Origin of the sequence: Nereida sp. NH-UV-3, from assembly GCF_042939535.1 — a bacterium.
In the GTDB taxonomy this organism is placed as follows: domain Bacteria; phylum Pseudomonadota; class Alphaproteobacteria; order Rhodobacterales; family Rhodobacteraceae; genus Nereida; species Nereida ignava.
In genome coordinates, this window is record NZ_CP132157.1 from 1740950 (window position 1) to 1765963 (window position 25014).

Below are 25014 nucleotides of genomic sequence, written 5' to 3' on the forward strand. Positions count from 1 at the left end.
GTTATCGCCTAACAGCGCGGCGATATTGAGCGACATTGTAGCTGCCGAGCATGGTCGCTTCATCATGCTTGCGAGCCGTCCCAAGCAGAATTCAACGTATGGAGCACCCAGATGAAACGTTTCTTGATTACTACTGTCACCGCAATTTCTATCGCCACCACATCAATTTCGGCATCCGCGACCCCTGCACGGGCAGGCGGTTCCGATGTTGCCGAGGTGCTTGGTGCTTTGGCGCTATTTGCGATTATCGCCGCCGGGGTTGAGCACGAAAGAAAGGCTGAAAAGAAAAAGCAACACACCACAAAACCGCGTGCTGTCCGCCAACCGGTTGCTCTTCCGGGGCGTTGTGTTCGCCGCCTAGAGAATAATCAGGGCACACGACGTGTTGTGGCGCGGGGCTGCCTGGAGCGTCACTATGCAGCAGCAGGATCACTGCCTCGTTATTGCGCGACGCGGTTCAAAAATGCGCGGGGCAACACGCGCAAGGGGTATGATTTGCGCTGCCTACGGTCGGATGGCTACCGCGTTATCCGTTAAGCTCACCAAACTGTTTGGGCCGCCCCTGATCCCCTCTGGTCTCGGGCGGCCGTTTTTGGTTTAGGAAGACTATGAAAATATTCCCGACATTCGATCTTGAAAGTGAACTCTATACATCGGGCCACGCGCGCATCATCGGTGTGGACGAAGTCGGCAGAGGGCCTCTTGCAGGGCCGGTCGTTGCAGCGGCAGTGTGGCTTGATCCGAGCAATATTCCAGATGGGCTAAACGACAGCAAAAAAGTGCCGCTGAAGCTGCGCAACGCCCTTGCTGAACTTCTGCCGCAGATCGCGGATGTATCTATTGGCGAGGCGAGTGTGCAGGAAATTGATGAGTTAAACATTTTGCGCGCCAGTCACCTTGCGATGGAGCGTGCGGTGGCGGGTCTCAATGTGCCGGCAGATTTTGCGCTGGTTGATGGCAATCTAATCCCACGCGATCTTGCGGTACCTGCCCGCGCAGTTGTCAAAGGCGATGCCATTTCACAGTCGATTGCGGCGGCGTCTATTGTTGCAAAAGTGCGACGCGATCAGCTCATGTTGTCTTTAGCGCAACAGTACCCAGGATATGGATGGGAAAAGAACCAAGGTTACCCGACTAAGGCGCATCGAGAGGCGCTCCAAAATCTTGGTGTAACCCCACACCATAGACGTTCGTTCAAACCGGTACACAATATGTTGTGACAACAAATTTTTCTAACATATTGATTCAAAAAAGAAATTGACCACGAATCGTCTCTGACTCATGTTGGTAGCAACAAATGACCACACAACGTGGCACTATGAGGCAGACATGACAAAGACAAAAACAAAGGCAGCCCCGGCGGCGCTGCCCCTCAATACTATTTTGGATGGCGACTGCATTGAACGGATGAATGCACTGCCTGAAAACAGCGTAGACCTGATTTTCGCAGACCCACCCTATAACCTGCAATTGAAGGGTGAGTTGCACCGGCCGGATAACTCTAAGGTCGATGCGGTTGATAACGATTGGGATCAGTTCGACAGTTTCAAAGCCTATGACCGCTTTACGCGTGACTGGCTGGCTGCGGCACGCCGCTTGCTGAAGCCGAATGGCGCGATCTGGGTGATCGGCAGTTACCACAACGTGTTCCGTATGGGCGCTGAACTGCAGAACCAAGGCTTCTGGATTTTGAACGATGTGGTGTGGCGCAAGTCCAACCCAATGCCAAATTTCCGTGGCAAACGCCTGACCAACGCGCATGAGACGTTGATCTGGGCCTCAAAGCAGGAAGCCAGCAAATATACGTTCAACTACGAGGCGCTGAAATCGTTGAATGAAGGTGTTCAGATGCGCTCTGACTGGGTCCTGCCAATTTGCACGGGCCATGAGCGCATTAAGAACGAAAATGGTGACAAAGCGCACCCAACACAAAAACCGCACAGCCTGTTGCACCGTGTGTTGGTGGCTACGACAAACCCGGGTGATGTGGTTCTTGACCCATTCTTCGGCACCGGCACAACCGGCGCTGTTGCCAAGATGCTTGGCCGCGAATTTATCGGCATTGAGCGTGAAGCTGAGTACCGTGCAGTTGCTGAAAAACGTATCGCTGCGGTTCGTAAGTTTGACAAAGATGCGCTGCAGGTCACGCAATCAAAGCGCGCTGAGCCACGTGTGCCGTTCGGCCAGCTTGTTGAGCGCGGCATGCTGCGTCCGGGTGAAGTTCTGACATCGCCACGTGGTCAGGTCGCAAAAGTACGTGCTGACGGAACACTGGTTGCGCACGATGTGAAGGGGTCTATCCACCAAGTAGGCGCAGCGATTGAGGGCGCGCCAAGCTGCAATGGCTGGACCTATTGGCACTATAAAAACGAAGGTCAAAAGATGCCAATTGATGTTTTGCGTCAGCAAATTCGCGCTGAGATGAAGAACATCTAAACCGCTAAATTTACAACAGTTACCGCCAGCGCTTGCGACTTTTCACGCAAGCGCGCACCTTACCCTCGTCTGCTTTTTTACAAGCGACGGGGGTTTTTTTGTTTAGCGTGGCAGCGGATTTGAGGCGTCATTATAGGGCTGCCAATCTGTGATCTGGGGATAATGCTGTTTGTGCCATTGTCGGACACGCGGGTTCATGCGCCTACGCCAAAGGGGCGGGATCATGGCCAGCATCGTCATCACGGGATAACCGTACGGCAGTTGCGGGGCCTCTTCTGTGCTGTAATTCTGCAAAAGCGGAAACCGGCGGTCAGGTTTATAATGATGATCTGAGTGCCGTTGAAGATTTATCAGAAGCCAGTTTGATGCCTTATGCGCGGCGTTCCACGAGTGGTGTGGCTTTACATGTTCATATTTGCCGTCACCAATATGCGCGCGCGTCAGGCCGTAATGCTCAATGTAATTCACCAGTTCGAGCTGCCAAACGGCCACGGCGGCTTGCAATAGAAATAACCCAACCCCGACAAAACCACCCAGCAGAAAGGCAAGCGTGAGCATGCTCAATTGCAGTGCCCAGTATTTGAAAAACGGGTTACTGGGGTGCGTCCAAGTTTTGGATTTGCGGGCAAGCATCGCCGCTTCGGCCTTAAATGCTGACTGCCAAGACGCGCGCAAAACACGCGGGAAAAATCTGTGAAATCCCTCGTTATATCGTGCGGTAACAGGGTCACGCGGGGTGGCAACGTAGCGGTGGTGAACCAAAAGGTGCTCAGACCGGAAGTGCGAATAGAGCGCCATGGCCAACAAGATGTCCGCCAAAACACGTTCAACCTTGGGTTTTTGATGCATCAGCTCATGACTGTAGTTGATGCCAACCGTACCGGTAATTACGCCCATCCCGACAAACAAAAAGACCATCTCCCAAGTGGCCAGATGCCCAGAGTGTAGCGTGAACCAAAGCACACCAAAGAGCGTGCAAAACTGTATCGGCGCCCAAATCAGTGTGATTAAGCGGTACCAAAGCAGATCTGTGTCTGGGGTTTGTGGATCCTCGTTTTGCTCGTTCAATCCGGCGAAAGCGTCAATTATTGAAAAGAGGTACCACGCGGAAATCGGTAGGGCGAAAACCCAAACGCCACCAAATACTGCACCGATCCAGATCAATGGGATCAGCCCGAGCGATAGCCAAAAGGGCAGCGCTTTGCTGAATGATGATGCCATTTGAGAACCCTCCGAAACACTTACTTAGCTACAGTATATTAAAAACAGCTTTAGGCTCAAATATGGCGTTATGCCTCGCGGGCGATATCCCAAACCTTGCGCATTACAGTGGGCAGGGCCGATGGCTGAAACGCATGCTTTTCAACCCAATGACGGCCTGAAACCACTGGTAAGCCCTCAACGGTTGCGACCATTACATCCAACCGCAAATGAAAGTGGGTAAAGGTATGCAGGGCCTGTGCGTTCACTTTTGTCCATGTCACATCAAGCGGTGGTGCGGGCGATGGCTCGTCGCCCCAGTCGCCGGTGGGCCAGCCGAGCATACCGCCAAGTAGCCCTTTTTCGGGGCGGGTTTCGAGCAGTAACGCACCTGTATCACTACTAACCACGTAGGCAATTCCGTGGCGGGTTGGTTTCGGCTTTTTGGGCGTCTTCTTGGGGAGCTCTGCGGCAGTTCCGTTTTGACGTGCCAAGCACGGTGTCCGCCATGGGCAAATACCACAGGCGGGATTCTTGGGGGTGCAAATGGTGGCGCCCAAATCCATGACGGCTTGGGCATAGTCCCCTGCACGTGCGCGCGGCGTCAACTCGGCGGTTTTATCGTATAATTCAGGTTTTGCTGCAGGCAGAGGCGTATGAATATCAAAGAGGCGTGCCATCACGCGCTCAACATTGCCGTCCATCACAGGTGACGGCTCATCGAATGCAATCGAAGATACTGCGGCGGCGGTATATGGGCCGATGCCGGGTAGTTTGATCAGCCCATCATAGGTTCGGGGAAAGGCACCGAGCTGGGAGACGGCGCGTGCGCATTTGAGCAAGTTGCGCGCGCGGGCATAGTATCCAAGACCCGCCCAATAGGCCATGACGTCAGCATCTTCGGCCGCAGCGAGGTCATCGACGGTTGGCCACCGTTTTGTGAATTTGATGAAGTAGTCACGCACTGTCGCAACAGTGGTCTGTTGCAACATGATCTCGGACATCCACACACGGTATGGATCGGGCTTTACGCCAGCTTGCTTTTCAGCGGGTGGCGTGCGCCATGGCATTTCACGGGCGTTGATGTCATACCATTGCAGTAGGTCGTCGCTGTTTGGGTGTGTCACAAAGGGACGCCTTTTTGGTAAGATCGGAAAGATTCGGAGCGCAGCATCTTGCGTCCGCGCCATAAATTAAAGCCAAATTCAGTCGGAACAATAATCCCATGCGGCGATACTCTACAACCAAAGGCTTCAAGACGACGTCCTCTCTTTTGCAAAAGCGCATTAGAAATGCGTCGGAAAGCCGTGGGTTTGCGCAAACACGCCTACTGACCCATTGGGAAGAGATCGTTGGCGCAGATATTGCGCAATGCGCTGTACCGATCGAAGTAAAGTTTGGCCGTGGCTTTGGCGGGACCCTGACTATTTTGACAACGGGCGCGCATGCCTCGCTGTTGCAGATGCAGGTGCCGCAGATCCAAGATAAAGTGAACGCTTGTTATGGCTATAACGCCATTGCAAAAATTCGGATTACGCAAACGGCGCCAACCGGCTTTAATCAGGGCAGGGTTCAATTCGGGGCTTCACAAGCGACCAAGGCACAGCCGCCCGCCGAAGTTACCAAAGCTGCTGACAATGTCGTGTCTGATGTCGCAGATGATAGATTGCGCCTTGCGCTTGCCGCGCTTGGGGCCAATGTTATGCACAAGTCAAAGCGCAAGAATAGGTGAGTAAGATGAACAAAGGTTTTCTGGCCATAGCAGCCGTAATCGTAGCGGTTGCCGGGGGTGCTGGTTGGTATTTCGGCGGCTCAAGCGAGCCTGCCGAGGCGGCAGTTGAGACAGTTGCAATGGTGGACGGGGTGCAAGAGATGACCCTTGGTGCGGATGATGCGCCCGTCGAGATCATTGAATACGCCAGCTACACATGTCCGCATTGCGCGCGTTTTCACGAAGGCCCGTTCAAGCAATTGAAGACGGACTACATCGATACGGGCAAAGTCAAATTCACCTACCGCGAAGTGTATTTTGATCGCTTCGGGCTTTGGGGTTCAATGGTGGCGCGATGTGGTGGTGAGCAAAAGTTCTTCGGCATCACCACTGAACTTTATGCCCAGCAATCTGAATGGGCGCGCCTGCAAGACCCCGTCGCCATCGCGGATGCGCTGCGCAAGATTGGCCGTACAGCCGGTATGAACAACGAGCAATTGGATGCCTGCCTAAATGATGCAGAGCAGGCCGAAACGCTTGTGGCTTGGTATGAGGCAAATGCCGCCCGTGACGGTATTTCATCCACGCCGTCTTTTGTTATTGATGGGCGGACCTACTCAAACATGAACTTCGCTGAGTTTCAGTCGATCATTGATGCAAAGCTGAACTAAAGCCCGAGCCGATCCAACAGCGCGTTAATTTCGGTCTTGTCGTGAAAGGCAAGTCGTACTGGCAAAGCTAACACTTTACTCCTAAAGGCGTCGGGCAATCGCACGGCGTCTTTTTCTGTTGTGACCAATTGTGCGGGTAGGGCGCGGGCCTCTGCCTCAAGGCGCGCCATCAGAGCAGGTGTAAGAGGTTGGTGATCGGCCAAAGCTTCGGCGCGCTTTATATCCGCGCCAGCAGCTTTCAGTGTGGCAAAAAACTTCTCTGGGTGACCGATACCTGCAAAGGCCAGCACTGGCAGATCGGTCCAGACCATGCCTGTTTGTAGTGGGACAAGATGCCCTGTGACATGCGGGCAGTGGATGGTTTTTCCCCATTGCTCCTCAAAGGTTTTCTGTGCCGGTTGTGGCCCGATAGAAAGAAGTAAATCCGCCCGTTTCAGTCCCGCTTGAACCGGTTCGCGTAGCGGTCCAGCGGGTATTGTCCGACCATTGCCAAATCCCTTTACGGCATCAACGACAACAATACTTGCGTCCTTGGAAACATCAGGGTTCTGAAAGCCATCATCCATCAAGATGACATCAACCCCAAGTGTATCTGCGAAAGCGGCCCCCGCTGATCGATCTTTGGCTACAACCGTTGGCGCAAAAGCAGAAAGCAACAAAGGCTCATCGCCTACTTGATCAGCAGTATGTTGAGGGGTGACTAGTATAGGTCCGTCAAGGCTGCCCCCATAGCCGCGGGACAAGCAAGCGACGCTGTTGCCGCGCTCGGATAGTTGTTGAATGAGAGCAATGGCAGTCGGTGTTTTGCCTGTACCACCGGCGTTGATGTTGCCGATACAAATGGTCTTAGCTTGCGTTTTGGTCTTGACGGGCTGTGCAGCACGGCGCTTGGTCGCCAAAGCGTACAGCGATCCCAAAGGTGACAATAACGCGCCACGAATATCTGTTGGCCGGTACCAGAATGAAGGCGCGCGCATCTTTCAGACCCCGATTGCGTCAAGTTGGTCGTTCAGTATCGCAAGTACCTCGTCAACAATAGGTGCAGCTTGGGTCGCGACATCCCATGCACGGTGCGCAAGCGTCGCCTGTCTGTCTGGGGCCTGCAACTCGATCACAGCGCGTTCTAAATCTGCGTCACTGCGCACGGGGTGCGTGGCTTGCATTTTGGCCAGTGACCGAAAGGCATCCCCGTGTGGCGCGGTGCTTTCGCCGTGTACGATTGCCGCCCCGAGCGAGGCCGCGTCCATAGGGGAACGGCACATCCCATCAAAGCTGCCACCCATAAAGACAACTGGCGACAGTCTTAGCCAAATGCCCGGGTCTTGGTCAGTATCCACAACCAGTACTTGGCTAGCCTCTGACATTGTCTCAATCTGGCTACTAAGCGCTACATTCCATCCGTTGTCTGCGAATTTCGCTGCGGTTTCAGTAGCATCATTCTGAGGCATCAAGATCAGAAGCAACCGGTGGTTGCTGGCCATTGCCGTGCGGTGGGCTTTGGAAATCCGCTGCATATCGCGGGGTCCTGCATCAATAGCCAGCCAAGCTGGACGGTTGTGCAGGTGGGCCGCGTAACGCTCGATGTCTTGGGGCACAGCAGGCAGAGGGGCGGACAGTGGCCGGAGCTGACCCGTCGTGCGCACTGCGTCTGCATTTGCGCCGTTCTTGATCACCGCATTGGCGGCCTCACGATTGAGGGTGCAAATTTTGTTAAAATGCGCAAACACCGATTTGCGAAGCCCGAATGGCCAACGTGAACCACGTCTTTCAGCAGCGGCCTCGCTTAGGTTCAAAAGCGTTTGCGCAATACCCGCCGCATTTATTTTTTGCACACTGGTTGCGCAACTTGCGTCACCTGCCCACACCACTAAATCCGGCGTCCAGTGTTTTAGTGTTTTGCCAATCCGTGCATCCAGCACTTCGTCAATATGGGTCGGTGTTTGCGGATTGAAAATCACGAACGTGCCATCGCCCCGCTCCTCGCGGAGCAAAGGTTCAAGCGCGTGAATTGCCTGGCTGTGGTGTCCGCTTGGGTCCAGCGCCAGTATCAAAGCTCCGCTGGGTCGCGCAGGCCAATCCTTGGGGCTACGGGCTACGCCCGGTTGGCCAGCATGGAGGGCTGCGCGGATCACGTCGGCCTTAAAGCCCGAGTTCTTCTGTCGATGAGGCGGGCGTTGCCTCATCACGCAGACGGTGCAAATGCGCGATGAAGTAACGCATGTGGGCATTATCTACGGTGCGCTGGGCCTCGGATTTCCATGCGTTGTACGCGGCTTCATAGTTTGGAAAAATCCCGACGATGTGAATGTCGTTCACATCTTTGAAGGCATTCTTGGTGGGGTCGATAAGCTCTCCGCCGAAAACGAGGTGTAGGCGCTGTGTCATTGGTTTCTCCGCTTGGGGGTAGATAATATTGCGCGTACCATAATGCCGCATGCAAAGCGCGTAAATGATGGATCAGGCGAGTGCCTTAATAAGCTCTTTGTGGACCGGTGGCCCTGCCGCAACCATGCCAGAAAGCTGTGGCATCGCATTGTTGAACACAGGTTCTTCATTGTGTCTGCCTGTGACCGCACCGCCTGCTTGTGTAACCAAAAGGCTGCCTGCGGCCACGTCCCACTCCCAAGTCGGGCGCAAGGTAAGCATCGCATCAAAACGGCCCTCCGCCACAAGCGCCATTCGGTAAGCAAGTGATGATCTAAATGCAGGCTCAACATCAGGCACGTCACCGCGCCAGTGGTGTTGGTCAAAGTTTGGCTTGGCCGCGAGCACAGTGGCGCCGCTGATTTCGGTCCGCCCGCTTATCGTGATTTCCTGACCGTTCAATTTAGCAGGCACGTCACGCGACGCAGTGTACATTTTGTCGAGCATTGGCAGATAGACTACCGCGGCAACGGGCCTGCCGTCTTCGACAACGGCCAACGAATGCGCCCAAGTATCAGAGCCCGCGATAAACGCGCGTGTGCCGTCAATTGGGTCAATAACGAAAACGCGTGATTTATTGCGCCGTGAGGTGTCATCCTCGGTTTCCTCGGACAGCCATCCGTAATCAGGACGTGCTGTGGGAAGCGTTTTTTCCAGCATTTGGTTTACGGCTAAGTCCGCCTCAGTGACGGGGCCTGCATTGTCAGATTTTTCCCAGACTTTCGCGTCAGATTTGAAAAAACCGCGTGCGATTTTTCCAGCCTCTCGGGCGGCGGTGACCAATAATTCTAAATCGCTAGGCACCTGCTAATGTCATCCCGTCAACAAGCAGCGATGGCACTACGTAGTTTAGGTGCGCGTGCGCGTCATTGGCGGGGGCGATCGTGCTAAGCATTGCCTTAAGATTACCCGCGATGGTGCACTCGTTCACGGGATATGCGATCTCGCCGTTTTCCACCCAAAAGCCGGATGCTCCGCGTGAATAATCGCCGGTATTTGGGTTGATGGTTGAGCCAATCATCGACGTTACCAAAAGGCCGGTGCCCATATCGCGGATCAGGTCGCCGCGGCTTTGTGTGCCTTGTGTCAGGCTGATATTGGTCGTCCCAGGGCGCGGTGGTGATGAGGTGCCGCGCATCGCGTTGGCTGTGCTTTCCAGCCCCAACTGCCGCGCAGTAGCCAGATCAAGTGTCCAGCCTGTCAGGGTGCCTGCCTCGACAATAGCGCGCTGCTTTGTGGGCAGCCCCTCGGCGTCAAACACACGGCTTCCAGACACACGGGCGCGGTGCGGGTTCTCTGTAATCGACAGATGCTGCGGCAAGACCTGTTGGCCCAATGCACCGCGTAGCCATGACGAGCCGCGTGCAATACCTGCCCCGTTCACCGCAGACAAAAGATGCGAAATCAGGCTTGATGAAATGCGCTCGTCAAAAAGAACGGGGTAGGTGCCGGTCGCAGGCTGTCGTGCGCCTGTGCGTTCAACGCAGCGCTCACCGGCAACGCGGCCAATGTCTGCGGCGCTGCGTAACTCGCTTTGGAAAATACGCGCGTCAAAGTCATAATCCCGCTCCATTTCAAGACCTGTGCCGCTGATCGCGACGCATGAGATTGAGCGGTCTGTGCGCGCGTAACCCGCATTAAACCCAAGGCTGTTTGCAACATGAATGTCACGTGCAGAATAGCTGGCTGAGGCGGATTGGACTTGCGCGACACCGTTGATTGCACGGGCCGCTTCTTCTGCGGCTTGCGCGTCATCTTGCAGGGTTTTGGCAGACGGCTCTGGACTTGGGTCATGCAATTCTAGGTGAGCGACATCTGTGTTGGTCGCCAGCTGAGCGCGGTCCGCAAGTCCTGCGTAAGGATCGGCGGGCGCAACTTTTGCCATCGCAACCGCGCGTTCTGCCATTTCGGAAATGGCGCGGTCACTGCTGTCAGAACTTGAGATGCATGCTTGCTTTTGACCAATGAAAACCCGCAGGCCCAGATCAATCCCTTCGGATCGTTCCGCTTGTTCCAGCTTGCCTTCACGCACATCAATCTCAACGGCAGTGCCCTGAACGGTCAACACATCTGCCGCATCAGCGCCCGCCTGTTTCGCAGCGTCGAGCAGGGCTTGGCTTAGTCGCGACAAATCATGCATGAGGTGTTCCTTGGTCTGAAGTTGAGCGTTGGGTATCGTGGTGCTTGCCAGAATAGCAAGTCGGATGTTGTTGCGTGGTGCGGGGCAATGGCGCGTTTAGCGAACCCGCTGACCGTTGATATATTGCTCGCCATTTTCGCGCATCTCGATGGTGGTTTGCAAATCAGTTCCGTTTTCCGCAGGCCGCGTAAAGAACCCCATCATCATTTGCGCGCCAAACAGCTGTTCGGGCGCAAGTATGCCAAGTTGGGCCATCGTGCTCATGACTTCAGTGATGCCACTGAACGTAAACTCGGCCTTGCCTGCCATCGCGGGCATCGTCAGGTCGATTGGGTTTTGGGGGCCAACAAAGCGCATGTCGCCTTGACCGGTTGCTGTGACGCCAAGCGCTGTCAGGATCAGGTCGTTTAGACGTGCAGTTTTGGGTGCAAAGGGCCCGCGCCCACCGTTCGTGAATTCACCTGTGCCCGAGACAGACACTGAAATCGTTGCGGCGGACCTGTCCAGACCGCCTTGTGGGTCAAAAATGCTCCAGACGCTTTCGTTGATCTTTAGCCCTGCCAAAACCGCTTCAAGGGCATAGTCTGGCTCCGGCTCGGTTGGGTCAAAAGAAATCGGTGCAGAGCCTTTGACGCGGACGTTATCAAGTGTGGCGCTGATGGGTAACGGAAGTGCACCTGCCAACGTGAACGTCATATCAGAAGCATCTTGGCTATATTCAACGCGTGTTGCGCTACTTGCGGCACGCGTGCTGCTTTGCGCTTGTCGTACAGTGCCGGTCCATGATCCGGTGCCATCTTGGGCCGAAAACGCCAGATCCGTCAGACCCGTGTTGTATGTGGTTTCAAACGAGGATTGTGGCGCGAAGGGCGCTTGGCTTGCTAGTGGATAGATGCCAGCAGCGCTGGTGGCGGACCCGGTGAATTGTGGTTCTTGTATGCGCCCGTTTACGTCAAATGCGCCGTCTGAGTTTGGGTCAGAAAAACGGGCAAAAATCGCGACCCCGTCAGCAGAGATACTTTGAGAAACAGTGCGCAGATCGACGGTTTTATCTGTGCTGTTGCCCCGCACATTGGTCGCTTGGGCGCGGATGGTACCGGCTGCGTCGGCATTTTCGGCGGTGATTGCATTGACCGAAAAATCCACAGTCTCTGCATCATATACATAGCTCAGGTCATTGATGTCACCTGATGCAATCATGCTAAAGCCACTCGTAACGATTTCGCCGACGATCCGTAGGGGGCCGGTATCGTCAGATGTCTCGACAACGCTAATGGCAACTGGCCCACCAAGTGAAATGTCGACGCTGCCGCCCGCCCGCTGCGTCAGCTTTAGCGGCGGATACGCAAGGCTGGCCATGACGCCATCTTCCGGCGCGCCCAAGCCAAGCGTTAGGCCTTCGACCAAAATGCCATCTTCCAGTAAGTTGAACTGACTAAGCACGACTGTGTCAGCGACACTTTTCATGTCTTCTGCCCAACGCGCCCAAAGTTGTTCCGGTGTGATATCTGCGAAAACAGGCGCAGCGGTGCCAATGAGGAGAGCTGAACTGAGAAGAAAACGTCGCATAAACGGGGTACCTCTTTGGCAATAGGGAGTGCTAAGTGTAATGTTGGTCCGCGGCGCGCAGACTGCAAGTGATAACAGCGTGAAGGGCACGATATGATACGTTTAGACAAAGATAACGGCCTTTGGACCATTACATTGGTCCGCCCTGATAAGGCCAACGCTTTGACGTATGATATGCTTGCCGAAATTGCGGATATCGCTGAAAGCGCCCAAGACGCGCGCGCGCTGGTTTTGACAGGCGAAGGTAAAGTGTTCAGCGCGGGTGCCGATCTTGATGCCGCGAAAGAAGGTCTTGCCACATCTGATGTTTGGGACCGTGCCTCTAGTGCAATTGCAAAGTTACCATGCATGACGGTTGCTGCGTTGAACGGCACATTGGCGGGGGGTGCTTTTGGCATCGCGCTGGCCTGTGATTTACGTGTCTCAGTGCCTGCGGCGAACTTTTTCTATCCGGTGATGCGGCTTGGCTATTTGCCGCAACACGCGGACCCCGCACGCATGGTGGCATTGATGGGACCTGCGCGCGCCAAGCTGATTTTGATGGCTGGGCAGAAGATAGATGCGGAAACCGCGCTGCAGTTTGGTTTGATTGACCGCATTTCTACAGATCCCGTTGCCGAGGCCAAAGCGCTTGTTACCCATGCGCTTGAAGCCAGTGAAGAGCACGCCCATGCCATCAAGCGTATGTGTCAGGGCGGTTAAGTGAGCCATTGTACGACTGAAACTGCCGTTGACGCACTTGTGGTGGGGGCTGGACCTGCGGGGCTGATGGCCGCTGATGTGTTGGGCAGGGCTGGGTACTCAGTGCTGTTGGCCGAGCATAAACCCAGTGTTGCGCGCAAATTTCTTATGGCGGGAAAATCTGGTCTAAACCTGACCAAGGACGAGCCGTTAGATGAGATGCTTCCGGCTTTTGGTCCTTCTGCAGATCGGCTTGCGCCAATATTGCGCGCCTTTGATGCACACGCAGTTCAGGCGTGGGCCCAATCATTGGGTCAGCCGCTTTTCACAGGCTCGAGCAAGCGGGTGTTTCCCAAAGCCATGAAAGCATCACCGTTGCTTCGGGCGTGGTTGGCAGAAGTAAACGCGCGTGTCGAAACCCGCTGGCGTTGGCAAGGGTTTGATGGCGCGTTGTCGGTCTTTGAAACTCCTGATGGCCCGCAGAACGTGAAAGCTAAAGTCACTGTTTTGGCGATGGGTGGCGCGAGTTGGCGCAAACTTGGCTCTGACGGCGCTTGGGCGGAGGCACTGCCTACTGAAGATATCGTTCCGTTTCAGCCGATGAATATGGGGTTCCGGGTTAATTGGTCCTCGCACATGAAGGCGCATTTTGGTGCGCCCATCAAAGCGGTTGCTCTGCACGCGGGCGGACAGGTCGAGCGGGCAGAATTCACCATTTCAAAAGCGGGCATTGAGGGGGGTGGTATTTACCTTGTCTCAAAAGCGATGCGCGATGGCGCGCCGCTTACGGTTGATTTGTTCCCTGACATGTCTGTTGATGTGCTTCGTCAAAAGCTTGGTGGGCGGGGCAAGGCCAGTGTGACCTCCCACCTTCGCAAGCGCCTCAAGCTTACGGGTGCGCGCCTTGCTTTGCTTCAAGAATTTGGCCGTCCTCTGCCCAATGATCTTGCACCGCTTTTGAAGGCTGTCCCAATCCTGCATGACGGGCCGCGTGATCTTGATGAGGCAATTTCCACAAGCGGCGGTGTGTCTTGGGCCGCACTGGATAGCAATCTTATGTTGCGCGCGCGTGCCAACACATTTTGCGCGGGCGAAATGATTGACTGGGACGCCCCAACGGGTGGGTATCTATTGACGGGCTGCCTTGCCACAGGTCGCTGGGCGGGCTGTGCCGCCGTTGAGGCGCTTGCCGCGATTTAGGGCAGCGCACGTACCGCTTTGAACGAAGGCCGATCGCGCAAACGTTTGGCGTATGCTTGGACTTTGTCGCTTCCTGTTGGAAAGCCCACACCACGTGCCCAGTTAAGGCAATGTACCGCCAGCAAATCTGGTAAGGTCAACGTGTCGCCCATCAAGAATGTTCCGGTTAGCCGTGCCTCGAGTCGGTCAAGCGATTGCGCAAATTCGGCTTTCAGCGCCTCAGTTACATTTGGGATGCGCATATCCTCGGGCAGGGCGTGTGTGTGTTTTGCGTGTGTCCACAAAACACCGTCGATCTCATCAATGATAAAATGCATATGCGCGTCTTGTTGGGCGCGTTCAATTGTTCCTGCGGGAAACGTAAGGCCTTGGTGCTTGTCCGTGAGGTAGGTCATGATCGCAACGCTGTCGGTGATTGCGGTGCCGTCAACAACAACGGCGGGAATTTTGCCTGTTGGGCTGAGCTCTAGCGCTTGAGTCGATCGGACGGGGGCAGGCACGTGCTCATATTCAATCCCGAGTTCTTCACAAACCCAAAGCACGCGAAATGCACGGGTTGCCATTGCACCAACAACTTTCATTTATCTTCTTCCCATCATCGCTAGTCTAATTAAAGCGCGTTCCATCAACGCCATTTGGGGCGCTTGATCCGCTGACCTTAGCTGTAGGTCAGTATTGATTAGCAATTGCAGCGCGTCTTCAAGTTTGATCCGCCCCCATTTTGACGCCTGTCTGCGCAGTTGATCGCCCTTGGGACCTTTGATGTAGAGGCTTGCCGGATTGACGGCCGTAGCGTGCAACGTTCGGAAATGTCGGGTGGCGCCAATGCACAAGCCAACCGGTTGCACCCCTTGGCTTTGCAGTTTTCGCAAAACAGGACCAAGTTGTTCACTACGGCCTTCCGCGACAATATTTAGCGCATCGTCAAGCGCGGCCTCGGTGGACGTGGGCGCACAGGCCGTGATGTCATCGTGGCTAAGCGGGGTTTCGTCGTTCAATTTGTAAATAACAAGTTTGGTCAGTGTTTGACGAAAATCACCGGGCTCAAGCTCGTTTGCGAGGCCGGTCAAATGCTCAAGGCTGTCACGATCAATGTTGCGCAAACCGGCATCTGCCAGATCACGCTCAATCTCTTCGCGGGTGGGTGGATTGTCATAGATCGCTGCGGAATAGGCGTTTGGATGCGCCTCAAAAGCCTTGCGAATTTTTGATGTCGGCTTGAGATTGCCTGCGGTCACGATCAGTTGCGCATCGCCTTCGGACCAGTCCTGCAAGGCAGCTAAAATAGCGGGCGCGCTTAGATCATTTGCTTCTTCGACGAATGCAACACGTGGACCGGGGAAGAAGCTGGTGGCTTTGAGCGCGTCTAAAAGCATCGCCGGATCTTTGCGGATGTCTGCGCCGCTCATGCGCGAAATACGCATTTCCTCTTCCGCGTTTGGACCAACCAGAGCGGGGATAATCTGCTGCCGCTTATCCGCGACGCGCAGAGCATCGCTTCCAAAAATCAAAACACCCGCTTTGCGCGGGTCGGGTTTGCGAAAATAACTGGCCGTATCGCGTGGGGAAAGCTTCATGGCAAAGACACAAGAAGACGCGTCGTCATCTGATCCGCTAGGATCACCACCAACCTGCGCTGCGCATCAAGCTGTGCGGTCTGCGTTGCGACTGTGGTGCCCGTCGCAGCATAGCTGGTAAAGCTGTCTACGACGCCACTGGTGACAACGTTATCATCGGACAACCGCCGCAAAGTATATTGAGTTTGGCCAATTACATTGAAACGCGTCGTGACTTGATCCGTTGTGATGCCCACGCCGTCTTCACGGATTTCAGTTTTATAACTAAGCTTGAATAACGGGGATTGTGCTGTGCCTAACCGATCTTCAAGCGCGTTTCTAAGGTCGAAAGACACGCGGTCCTTTGGTGGATCAAATGCGATTTGACCATGTTTGGCCGCGCCATTGTGCAACGGCGCAAATCCGCACGCCCCAAGAGCGAGCGGCGCGCCGATGCAAAATGATCGTTTAGATAACAACATTCACAATCCGTCCGGGAACGACGATGAGCTTTTTGGGCTGCCCGCCATCCAGTGCTTTGACCACAGCATTGTCCGCCAGCACCAGTTTTTCAATCTCATCTTTAGACATGTCCGCTGGGACTGCAATTTCCGAACGGCGTTTGCCATTGATCTGAATGGGCAGCGTGACGGTGTCATCCACCAGCATCTTTTCGTCAGCGACAGGCCAAGGTGCTGTCACCACAAGGCCGGTCTGCCCAAGGGCGGACCAGATATCTTCAGCCAAATGTGGCGTCATCGGTGCGATCAGTTGGGCCAAAGTGCGCATTGCTTCTTGCTTGGCAGCAGCACCGGCTTTGGATTTTGAAAGCGTTGCGACAAAGCCGTAGATTTTTGCAATCGCTGCGTTGAACCCGAAGGATTCCACACCGCCTGTTACATCATGGACGGCTTTGTGCATATCGCGCAGCAGTGCATCATCTTGGTCATTGGCGGGTGCATCGGATTGGGCGATGTCCTGAGCCAAACGCCATACACGTCCCAAGAATTTATGGGCTGCTTCTGCGCCAGATGCGGTCCATTCAACGTCGCGTTCGGGCGGGCTGTCTGACAGCACAAACCAGCGGGCGGTATCTGCACCATATGTGTCCACGATGATTTGTGGATCAACTACGTTCCGCTTTGATTTTGACATTTTGGCCGATGGAATGATCTCAACTTCGGTTCCATCCGCCAATTTGCCGTCGGTCACATCCTCGGGGAGGTGATAAACAGGGCGGCCTTTGGCGTCGCGGGTTTGGTAAATCTCGTGCGTGACCATCCCTTGTGTGAACAACGCGTCAAACGGCTCAACCGCACTTGCTGGTAAATGGCCCGTGATGTGCATCGCGCGTGCAAAAAACCGTGAATAGAGAAGGTGCAAAATTGCGTGCTCAATACCGCCAATATATTGATCGACGTTCATCCAATAGGCAGCCTCGTCGCTGTCAATCGGAGTGGTCGCATTGGGGCTTGTGAAACGACTGTAATACCACGAACTGTCCACGAACGTATCCATGGTGTCCGTTTCACGCTGCGCTGGCTTGCCGCATGACGGGCAATCGCAATCGCGCCACGTTGGGTGACGATCCAGCGGGTTACCTGGGATATCGAATGAAACATCGTCAGGCAGGCGGATCGGCAGGTTTTCTTTGCGTTCAGGCACAACGCCGCAAGCATCACAGTGGACAACCGGAATGGGGCAACCCCAATAGCGTTGCCGTGACAGACCCCAATCGCGCAGGCGATATTGTGTTTTGCCTTGGCCAACGCCTTCGCCCTCACAAAACGCAATTGCTGCATCAACTGCGGCTGCGCCTGTTTGCTGGGCCTCGCCAGCGAAACCTTTGACGTAGGTCACCACATCGGTTTTCGCGGGCACATACGCTTCGGTCAGCTCAGGCGCGCTGTCTGCATCGGGCAGATAAACAGGCGTAATCGGCAGATCATATTTGGTCGCAAAGTCAAAGTCGCGCTGGTCATGCGCAGGACAGCCAAAAATCGCACCGGTGCCGTAGTCCATCAAGATGAAGTTGGCGACATACACCGGCAATTCCCAAGAGGTATCAAACGGGTGACGCACGCGAAGGCCCGTATCAAAGCCCATCTTATCTGCTTTTTCCAAAGCTTCTTCGGTTGTGGAGCCCTTGCGGCATTCGGCGTTGAAAGCGGCCAGATCGGCGTTGTCTTCTTCCAGTTGCTTGGCAAGGGGGTGGTCCGGCGAAATGCCCACAAAGGATGCACCCAAAAGAGTGTCGGGGCGGGTTGTGTATACCTCAATGCCGTCACGCCCATCAGGGCCGTTGATCAATGAGAAGCTGAACTGCAGACCGCGTGACTGGCCGATCCAGTTTTCCTGCATCAGGCGCACTTTGGCGGGCCAGTTGTCCAGATTTTCAAGCGCGCCGCGTAATTCACCGGCCATATCGGAAATCTTAAAGAACCATTGCGTCAACTCGCGGCGTTCAACCTCGGCGCCGCTGCGCCAGCCTTTGCCGTCGATAACTTGTTCGTTAGCCAGAACCGTCATGTCTTCGGGGTCCCAGTTTACCACGGCGTTTTTACGGTAGACCAAGTCGGATGCGAGCATATCAAGGAACAGCGCTTGCTGCTGGCCGTAATACTCTGGGTCGCACGTGGCGAATTCACGGGACCAATCAATAGACAGGCCAAGCGGCTTCATCTGATCGCGCATGTGCGCAATATTTGCATAGGTCCAGTCTTTTGGATGGCCGCCGCTGGCCATCGCGGCATTTTCAGCGGGCATACCAAAAGCGTCCCAGCCCATCGGGTGCAGCACGTTGTGACCTGTCGACATTTTATAACGCGCAATCACATCCCCCATGGTGTAATTGCGCACGTGCCCCATGTGCAGATTGCCAGACGGGTAGGGAAACATCTCAAGCACGTAATACTTCGGCTTTGACGTATCTGCTTTGGCCTTGAACACGTCTGCGGTGTTCCATTCAGCCTGCCATTTGGCCTCGATCTGTGCGGGGGTATAGCGGTCCATGTCGGGGTCCTTCTAAATGCAAACGCCAAGCCGGTTTATGGCTTGGCGTGGTAAGTAAAATGCTTGGGCGCAAAAGGCCAGCCTGCGCAGCCTCAGAGTTTGCTGTCCGCAATCCGCAACTGCCGCGCGCGGGTCAGGATGGCGTCTTCAATGGCGCGGACAGTATCCACATCGGCGGGGCCATTGCGGGTTTGCAGCGCCACCGTCAGGCTGCGCGCATCAAGAGCGGGGTCGCGGACATAGATCGTGGCGCGGTAGGCGGCGCGGCCACCGGGGGGTGTGCCGAATCCCGTGGCAAAAACGCCCGAAAACGGATCAGCAGTTTGAACAGGCAGAAAGTTCAGCACATCAAGCGAGGCATTCCAGATGTATTTATTCACCTCAAGCTTGGTATTGGGATCATCGGTATTGGCGAACAAATCCCAGATCGTGCTTGTGCGGGTTTCCTCAACAGCGGCGGCATCTTGTTGTGTGGCGCCACGATCCGCACAGGCCGCTAACAATCCGCATACCATTACGCTGAGACATATGTTTCTAACTGAAAATCCACGCATGATCTGCTCTACCTGCCGTTAATTCCACATCGCTAATACTTGTCTATATAACGCAGTATGCGGTCACAAGGTAAATTGCCGTGGGGTGAGTGCAGGCCACCAACCAGCAATCCCGCACCTGAAATTTCCACCGCCGAGCGGTTGTGACAAAGTTGCACCACGTTTTGCATAGTTGCGCGCAGCCGTTTCGCGTTTCTTGCATTGCGAGCGCCCTCAAGCGAAACACCGGTCATACCCTTCACGGCGTTCGTGTTGGGGCCATTCTTTTAAACGAAGGAAATACGAGATGAAAAACATTCTCTTCGCAACGACAGCGCTTGTAGCAACCGCTGGCATCGCATCCGCAGACATCACAGTAACTGGTTCTGCTAACGTTGGTTTGAAGTACGTAGAAGATCGCGTTGATACCTCAAACTCAACTGACGATATGATCGTTCACAACGAAATCGACTTTAACATCGTCGCCACAGGTGAGTCAGACAATGGCATCACATTCGGCGCTTCTGTTGATCTGGACGCTGGTGAAGATGACCAAGTTACTACTACTGGTACAGTTGGTGATCCAGAAGTATACTTCTCTATGAACGGTTTAACTGTAACTGTTGGTGCTGTTGGCAACGCTGGTGTCGTATTGAACACAGCTGAAGTTGGCTTTGATGGCTTGAACACAAACATCCACGTAGATGCGGTTGATGACTCTGCAGTAGATGGTGACGTGCACGTATCATATGCTTTTGGTGACTACACTGTAGCAGCATCAATCGGTTCAGACTCAGAAGATACAGCTTTCTCAGTATCTGGTTCTACTGGTGCTTTGACATATGCTGTTGGTTTTGCAAGCGATGATTCAGCAAGCATTGACTACACATCATTCGGTGTGGGCTACACAATGGGCGCATACAACTTCCAAGCGCTGATGGTTAACATTGATAACCCAGCAGGCACTGCAGACGAAGATACATTCGGTTTGTCAGCTGCTTACACAATGGACGCAATGACATTTACAGTAGCGATGTCTGATACAGATGCTGCTGGTTCTGATGCTGCATATGGTATCGGTGCTTCATATGACCTCGGTGGCGGTCTCGCTATCAAAGGTGGTTTCGGCTCAGTCAGCGACAAGAATGTTGCGGACCTCGGTCTGACAATGTCATTCTAATCTAACGATTAGTATAGACTACAGAGAGAGCGCATCTTCGGGTGCGCTCTTTTTCTTTTGGGGCCTGCTGCGCGATACAAATAAGGTGCAACAAAGGGTACCCCCATGCAGCGACCGTCTGAGCAACAGTTACAAACTGCGTTCAAATCCGCCCTTGCCGCGATGAACGCCAAAAACTTCGCGCTTGCGGCTCAGCAATTTCAGAAAATTTAATGCGTCGTGCCAAATCATGGGCCGTCTCACCTGCATCTTGGAACGCTTTACACCAAAGGCGGTAAGCCGGATGCGGCGGTGACCCATTTGGCGGCAGCGGCCAAACAAATGCCAAAAGAGCCAGCGGTTCATATGCAATATGGCGTCGCTCTTGGTGCCGTTGGTCAGTACAAAAAGCGGTGTCCGCCCTTGGTAAAGCAGAAAAGCTTGCCCCGACTTCCGTTGCTGTGTTGGCCAATTCGGCGCATGTGTATCAACTGATGGGCGAATTGAAGAAGGCAGAGTTTTATCTCCGCAAGGCCCTGAAGCTAAAGCCAAATAACGGCAGTCTTTATCGCCTGTTGTCGATCGCGCGGAAGTTCACGCCCGATGATCCGTATCTTGCGAAAATGCTGGCGATCAAGCCTGATCAATTGGCAAATGACATGGACCGCTGGGAGCTCAATTTTGCGATCACCAAGGCGCTTGAGGACACCAAAGCCTATGAGGCCGCGTTCCCGTATCTAAAGCGCGGCAACGATTTGGTTGCAGCGAATTACCCCTATGACCCCCAAGCGTGGCGCGATCAGGTGGCACAGCTGCAAAGCGCGCAGTCTGGCCTTGATCCTGCGGCACCTCTTCCGGACCATATCAAAGACGCGCCAATTTTTGTGACCGGTATGCCGCGGTCGGGCACCACGTTGATTGAACAGATTATCGCGGCGCATTCTGATGTGACCAGCATGGGGGAGACGAGGTTTGCGTCGGGCGCGGTTGAGCGGCTTTTGCGCGATGGCACCACTTATAAAACCGTTAGTGATGTAGCGGATAGGTTGCGCATTAACGTGGCGGATAAGTACCTTGCGGATGTGGCGGCCCGTTATCCCTCTGCGAAGCGGACCGTTGATAAATCCATCCAAACGTACCTCTACCTTGGGGCGATAAAAACGATCATACCCAACGCCAAGTTCTTGATTGTTCAACGGGACCCGCGCGACAATCTGTTGTCGATTTATCGCAATCTGTTCCAAGCGGGCACCCACAGATACGCCTATGATTTTGAAAGCCTTGCGGATCACTATTTGGCTTTTCGGGATATGGTCTCGTTTTGGAAACAGCAGATGCCGGATGATATTTACATCGCCGATTATGATACGTTGGTTCGTGATCCCGAAGACAAGGCTCGTGCGCTGATTGCGGCGTGTGGTTTGGAGTGGCAGGATCAGTGTCTGGAGTTTCATAAATCGACAGGCGCGGTCAAAACGCTATCTCTGGCGCAGGTCCGCCAGCCAATTTACAAGTCGTCGCAAAAGGCATGGCAGCGTTACGGCGATGGGGTTATGCCCTTGCTAAAGGCTTTGGAAAAACGAGGTATCAATGTCACTGAATGGGATTAACGAGCGGATCGCGAAGACGTGTGAGCAGTTTGGGCGCGATGTGGCCGATGTTCAGCTTATTGCGGTGTCAAAAGTTCAACCTAATGCCCGTGTCGCGGACGTGTTGGCCCAAGGACACCGTCTTTATGGTGAGAATAAAGTGCAGGAAGCAGCTGGCAAATGGCCCGACTTCCGTGGTGAGTTTGCGGATGTAAACGTGCATCTGATTGGGCCGCTTCAGACCAACAAAGCCCGCCAAGCGATGGAGCTTTTTGATGCCATCCATTCAGTCGACCGTCCGAAGCTGGCCGGCACCCTTGCGCGGCTTGCGCAAGAAATTGGGGCCTGCCCGGACTTATTTGTACAGGTAAATACGGGCGAAGAGCCGCAAAAAGCGGGCGTATTGCCTTCGGATGCGGACGCATTTGTCGCCGAGGCGCGTGCACTTGATTTGCCCGTGAAAGGCCTAATGTGCATCCCGCCGGTAGATGAAGAACCCGCTTTGCACTTTGCGTTGCTGCGCAAAATCGCGGAACGCAACGGTTTGAAAGGGCTATCAATGGGGATGAGCAGTGATTTTGAGACGGCCATCCAGCTTGGTGCCACTCATATTCGTGTAGGATCCGCCATTTTTGGCGAGCGTGATTACGGCTAGGGTAGCAGTGTTAATGAATGAGGGAGTTTGGCACGATAAGGCGCGTGCCAAATGTTATCCGTGCCGCGATCCGTTTCAGGTGATCTGGGCGAAACCCGATGCAGCCTTCGGTACCAAATACGGGTCGCCGCCAGCGATGTAGAAAAATCGCAGAGCCACGTTTGAATTCGGCGCGCGGCCAGTTCCAATCAGTTAATATCACAATGTCGTAAAGTGGGTCAGCCCGCCGCAGCACCTCGTGACTGTGCGGGTAGGGCGCGCGAACCATCAGGTTGTAGTCTTCGTGGTGTGGATCATCAGACCACAAATCACCGGGTCTAATGGGCACAGCCCAATCTGCGGGTTTTGCAATGCGGTCGGGCCGGTAAAGCATCCCCACAATGGCGTGAACGCCGACGGGTGTTGCACCATCGCCTTCACGTTTATCAGATGAGATGCCGCCTTTTCCGATTGTGCGAGGGAAGTACTGCCCCTGAAAACGCAAGCCGCGTTTTGTCAAAACCAGATCGTTTGGGGTGGTGTAGGGGGTCACAGTAAATGGCCGGATTTAGCTGCTTTGGTTTTCAGATAGGCGCTGTTCACAGGATTTTTGCCAACAATAAGCGGCACGCGTTCGCTGACGGTGATCCCCATATCCTCCATGCGCGCGACCTTATTGGGGTTGTTGGTCAGCAGCTTAATGTTGCCAACACCCAGCTTGTTCAAAATTGAGGCGCCAATCCTAAAGTCGCGCTCATCATCCTCAAAGCCAATGCGGTGATTTGCTTCAACAGTATCAAAGCCTTGGTCTTGCAGAAAATAGGCCCGCATTTTGTTGGCCAGCCCGATGCCGCGGCCCTCTTGATTTAGGTAAAGCAAAATGCCTGCCCCTTGCGCGCCCATTTGCGCCATCGCACCGCGCAGTTGGGGGCCGCAATCACACTTGAGCGAGCCAAGCAAATCACCGGTGAAACACGCGGAATGAAGGCGCGTTAGGATGGGTTTGTTGGGATCTATTTTACCAACTTCAATTGCGTAGTGCTCGGCTGATCCATCGTCGGGCCGAAAGACATGCACGCGTCCTTCGTTTGACACAGCCATGGGTAGGGCTGCGTGAACGATGTCATTGTAATGGGCCGTGTCAGCCTGTGCCAACACTTCGGACGCGGTGAGAATGCTTAGCCCTTCGGCGGATTGCACGCGTACCATCACGGCAGCGGGCAGCAAATGGGCAGCCTTACAAAGCAAAATGGCGGCCCGGTGTGCCCGCGGGTCTCCGTCGCGCAAGGAACGAAATGGCCCCTTCATAGGTGTGCTTAGGTCTGTGGCTGGATCGGCGACGCCCCTTATCCAGCGAAGATCAGCATCGCTTTGTATGGCAAGCCGCGCGACATCGCCAAAATAAGCCGCTGTTTTAAGCGTTTCTGCGCGCCGGTGCGTGATGATCATCTCTGCGCCACCAAGGGCCAATGCTTGGCTGAGTTGGTCCGGGCTGAGCGTTTCAGCGGCAAAGGCAACCCAAAGACCATCATCATCGCGAATGCCCACGCCAAGCCCGATGCGAAGGGCTGCGTGTGCTTGGGCTTTTGCTTGGGCTGGTGTGGGCTGAAAGGGCATGGGCTCAAATGTTACAAGGTTACCAATGCTTGCCCTTTAAATTGAAACATTTGCAACCCTTTTGACACGAGCCTGTGAAACGGCGGGGTAAAACTTGCTCAATTCTGCGTTTGTGCCCATTTGTAGATCAATAACTCACGGAGGCCATGATGGCGCAATTGAAGAAAATTCTGCTTGTTGATGATGACGATGATCTGCGTGACGCTCTGTCGGAGCAACTCATCATGACGGAAGACTTTGATGTTTTCGAAGCTGAAAACGGCCATAACGCGATGGAACGTGCCAAAGAGCAGCTTTATGATTTGGTGATTTTGGACGTAGGCCTGCCTGATACTGACGGTCGCGAGCTGTGCCGTTTGATGCGAAAGCAAGGTGTGAAATGTCCGGTTCTGATGCTGACAGGTCACGATAGTGATGCGGACACCATTTTAGGGCTTGATGCCGGTGCAAATGATTATGTCACAAAGCCGTTCAAATTTCCGGTTCTATTGGCGCGTATTCGCGCGCAGCTACGCACCCATGAGCAATCAGAAGACGCCGTTTTCAATCTTGGGCCATACACGTTCAAGCCTGCGCAAAAGATGCTCATCACTGAGGACGAAAAGAAAATTCGCCTGACGGAGAAAGAAACAAATATTTTGAAGTTTCTTCACCGCGCCCCCGAGGGTGTCGTTGCCCGCGATGTACTGCTTCACGAAGTTTGGGGTTATAATGCCGGTGTAACGACCCACACGCTTGAGACGCATATTTATCGTTTGCGCCAAAAAATTGAGCCCGATCCCGGCAACGCGCGTTTGCTTGTGACGGAAAGTGGCGGCTACCGGCTTAACGGTTGATCTGGATCAAGGACGTATGCCGCACAGCGTGGCATACGTTATCTAC

The 25014-nt window shown here is 54.3% G+C and carries 26 protein-coding genes; 11 read left to right on the forward strand and 15 right to left on the reverse strand.

Features of this window, described 5'->3' with window-relative positions; genetic code table 11:
* Positions 1–111: 111 nt before the first annotated feature.
* The 3 genes from NeNHUV3_RS08595 (at position 112) to NeNHUV3_RS08605 (ending at position 2436) form a co-directional block, all read left to right on the forward strand.
* Positions 112–537, forward strand: coding sequence for a hypothetical protein (locus tag NeNHUV3_RS08595; RefSeq protein ID WP_391480913.1), 426 nt, complete (start codon positions 112–114; stop codon positions 535–537).
* A 71-nt stretch (positions 538–608) separates the two neighbouring features.
* The gene (locus NeNHUV3_RS08600) at positions 609–1220 is read left to right on the forward strand and encodes a ribonuclease HII (protein WP_391480914.1); all 612 of its coding nucleotides are present in this window, start codon (positions 609–611) and stop codon (positions 1218–1220) included.
* A 109-nt stretch (positions 1221–1329) separates the two neighbouring features.
* A complete protein-coding gene (locus NeNHUV3_RS08605) occupies positions 1330–2436 on the forward strand; it encodes a site-specific DNA-methyltransferase (RefSeq protein WP_341247653.1) in 1107 nt (368 codons plus the stop codon).
* Between the two features lie 102 nt (positions 2437–2538).
* Here the strand turns inward: NeNHUV3_RS08605 and NeNHUV3_RS08610 are convergent, their stop codons facing one another.
* Together NeNHUV3_RS08610 and NeNHUV3_RS08615 are read right to left on the reverse strand one after the other, a co-directional pair.
* Positions 2539–3657, reverse strand: coding sequence for an alkane 1-monooxygenase (locus NeNHUV3_RS08610; protein ID WP_391480915.1), 1119 nt, complete (start codon positions 3655–3657; stop codon positions 2539–2541).
* 68 nt (positions 3658–3725) lie between these two features.
* A complete protein-coding gene (locus NeNHUV3_RS08615; protein ID WP_391483222.1) occupies positions 3726–4706 on the reverse strand; it encodes an A/G-specific adenine glycosylase in 981 nt (326 codons plus the stop codon).
* A 155-nt stretch (positions 4707–4861) separates the two neighbouring features.
* Between NeNHUV3_RS08615 and NeNHUV3_RS08620 the strand changes: the two genes are divergently transcribed.
* Entirely contained in the window at positions 4862–5368 is a 507-nt protein-coding gene (locus tag NeNHUV3_RS08620; protein WP_391480916.1) for a DUF721 domain-containing protein, read from the forward strand.
* A 5-nt stretch (positions 5369–5373) separates the two neighbouring features.
* Positions 5374–6018 carry a DsbA family protein gene (locus NeNHUV3_RS08625; protein WP_391480917.1) on the forward strand — a complete coding sequence of 215 codons (645 nt, stop codon included), beginning with the start codon at positions 5374–5376 and terminating at the stop codon, positions 6016–6018.
* On the opposite strand, the gene lpxK is transcribed toward NeNHUV3_RS08625, so the two are convergent.
* From lpxK to NeNHUV3_RS08655, 6 genes are all read right to left on the reverse strand, one after another.
* A complete protein-coding gene (gene lpxK, locus NeNHUV3_RS08630; RefSeq protein WP_391480918.1) occupies positions 6015–6995 on the reverse strand; it encodes a tetraacyldisaccharide 4'-kinase in 981 nt (326 codons plus the stop codon). The genes NeNHUV3_RS08625 and lpxK overlap by 4 nt on opposite strands.
* A gap of 3 nt (positions 6996–6998) precedes the next feature.
* Positions 6999–8201, reverse strand: coding sequence for a 3-deoxy-D-manno-octulosonic acid transferase (locus tag NeNHUV3_RS08635; protein ID WP_391480919.1), 1203 nt, complete (start codon positions 8199–8201; stop codon positions 6999–7001).
* The gene (locus NeNHUV3_RS08640) at positions 8158–8403 is read right to left on the reverse strand and encodes a DUF4170 domain-containing protein (RefSeq protein ID WP_177193441.1); all 246 of its coding nucleotides are present in this window, start codon (positions 8401–8403) and stop codon (positions 8158–8160) included. The genes NeNHUV3_RS08635 and NeNHUV3_RS08640 overlap by 44 nt, the downstream gene beginning before the upstream one ends.
* A gap of 72 nt (positions 8404–8475) precedes the next feature.
* Positions 8476–9246, reverse strand: coding sequence for an inositol monophosphatase family protein (locus NeNHUV3_RS08645; RefSeq protein WP_391480920.1), 771 nt, complete (start codon positions 9244–9246; stop codon positions 8476–8478).
* On the reverse strand, positions 9239–10582 hold the full coding sequence (locus NeNHUV3_RS08650) for a TldD/PmbA family protein (protein WP_391480921.1): 1344 nt from the start codon (positions 10580–10582) through the stop codon (positions 9239–9241). Before NeNHUV3_RS08650 ends, NeNHUV3_RS08645 begins: the two co-directional genes overlap by 8 nt.
* 96 nt (positions 10583–10678) lie before the next feature.
* On the reverse strand, positions 10679–12151 hold the full coding sequence (locus NeNHUV3_RS08655; RefSeq protein WP_391480922.1) for a hypothetical protein: 1473 nt from the start codon (positions 12149–12151) through the stop codon (positions 10679–10681).
* 93 nt (positions 12152–12244) lie between these two features.
* Here NeNHUV3_RS08655 and NeNHUV3_RS08660 point away from each other — a divergent pair, with 93 nt between their 5' ends.
* The gene (locus NeNHUV3_RS08660) at positions 12245–12853 is read left to right on the forward strand and encodes an enoyl-CoA hydratase/isomerase family protein (protein WP_391480923.1); all 609 of its coding nucleotides are present in this window, start codon (positions 12245–12247) and stop codon (positions 12851–12853) included.
* Positions 12854–14032: a TIGR03862 family flavoprotein gene (locus tag NeNHUV3_RS08665; protein WP_391480924.1), complete on the forward strand. Its 1179-nt coding sequence runs from the start codon at positions 12854–12856 to the stop codon at positions 14030–14032.
* Here NeNHUV3_RS08665 and NeNHUV3_RS08670 read toward each other — a convergent pair.
* From NeNHUV3_RS08670 to NeNHUV3_RS08690, 5 genes are all read right to left on the reverse strand, one after another.
* Positions 14029–14613 carry a glutathione S-transferase family protein gene (locus NeNHUV3_RS08670; RefSeq protein WP_391480925.1) on the reverse strand — a complete coding sequence of 195 codons (585 nt, stop codon included), beginning with the start codon at positions 14611–14613 and terminating at the stop codon, positions 14029–14031. The genes NeNHUV3_RS08665 and NeNHUV3_RS08670 overlap by 4 nt on opposite strands.
* A complete protein-coding gene (holA, locus tag NeNHUV3_RS08675) occupies positions 14614–15609 on the reverse strand; it encodes a DNA polymerase III subunit delta (protein WP_391480926.1) in 996 nt (331 codons plus the stop codon).
* Positions 15606–16070: an LPS assembly lipoprotein LptE gene (gene lptE / locus NeNHUV3_RS08680; protein WP_391480927.1), complete on the reverse strand. Its 465-nt coding sequence runs from the start codon at positions 16068–16070 to the stop codon at positions 15606–15608. Before lptE ends, holA begins: the two co-directional genes overlap by 4 nt.
* On the reverse strand, positions 16057–18600 hold the full coding sequence (gene leuS / locus NeNHUV3_RS08685; protein ID WP_391480928.1) for a leucine--tRNA ligase: 2544 nt from the start codon (positions 18598–18600) through the stop codon (positions 16057–16059). The genes lptE and leuS overlap by 14 nt, the downstream gene beginning before the upstream one ends.
* A gap of 92 nt (positions 18601–18692) precedes the next feature.
* Positions 18693–19115, reverse strand: a complete 423-nt coding sequence (locus NeNHUV3_RS08690) for a DUF3576 domain-containing protein (RefSeq protein WP_391480929.1) — start codon at positions 19113–19115, stop codon at positions 18693–18695.
* A 325-nt stretch (positions 19116–19440) separates the two neighbouring features.
* On the opposite strand from NeNHUV3_RS08690, the gene NeNHUV3_RS08695 reads away from it, so the two are divergent.
* From NeNHUV3_RS08695 to NeNHUV3_RS08705, 3 genes are all read left to right on the forward strand, one after another.
* Positions 19441–20313, forward strand: coding sequence for a porin (locus NeNHUV3_RS08695; RefSeq protein WP_391480930.1), 873 nt, complete (start codon positions 19441–19443; stop codon positions 20311–20313).
* Between the two features lie 392 nt (positions 20314–20705).
* A complete protein-coding gene (locus NeNHUV3_RS08700; RefSeq protein WP_391480931.1) occupies positions 20706–21902 on the forward strand; it encodes a sulfotransferase in 1197 nt (398 codons plus the stop codon).
* Positions 21883–22536: a YggS family pyridoxal phosphate-dependent enzyme gene (locus tag NeNHUV3_RS08705; RefSeq protein ID WP_391480932.1), complete on the forward strand. Its 654-nt coding sequence runs from the start codon at positions 21883–21885 to the stop codon at positions 22534–22536. The genes NeNHUV3_RS08700 and NeNHUV3_RS08705 overlap by 20 nt, the downstream gene beginning before the upstream one ends.
* Before the next feature lie 10 nt (positions 22537–22546).
* On the opposite strand, the gene NeNHUV3_RS08710 is transcribed toward NeNHUV3_RS08705, so the two are convergent.
* Both NeNHUV3_RS08710 and ribA read right to left on the reverse strand, forming a co-directional pair.
* The gene (locus NeNHUV3_RS08710) at positions 22547–23068 is read right to left on the reverse strand and encodes a L,D-transpeptidase (protein WP_391480933.1); all 522 of its coding nucleotides are present in this window, start codon (positions 23066–23068) and stop codon (positions 22547–22549) included.
* A complete protein-coding gene (ribA, locus tag NeNHUV3_RS08715) occupies positions 23065–24132 on the reverse strand; it encodes a GTP cyclohydrolase II (RefSeq protein WP_391480934.1) in 1068 nt (355 codons plus the stop codon). The genes NeNHUV3_RS08710 and ribA overlap by 4 nt, the downstream gene beginning before the upstream one ends.
* 149 nt (positions 24133–24281) lie before the next feature.
* On the opposite strand from ribA, the gene NeNHUV3_RS08720 reads away from it, so the two are divergent.
* The gene (locus NeNHUV3_RS08720; RefSeq protein WP_048598693.1) at positions 24282–24968 is read left to right on the forward strand and encodes a response regulator transcription factor; all 687 of its coding nucleotides are present in this window, start codon (positions 24282–24284) and stop codon (positions 24966–24968) included.
* The last annotated feature ends 46 nt before the right edge of the window (positions 24969–25014 follow it).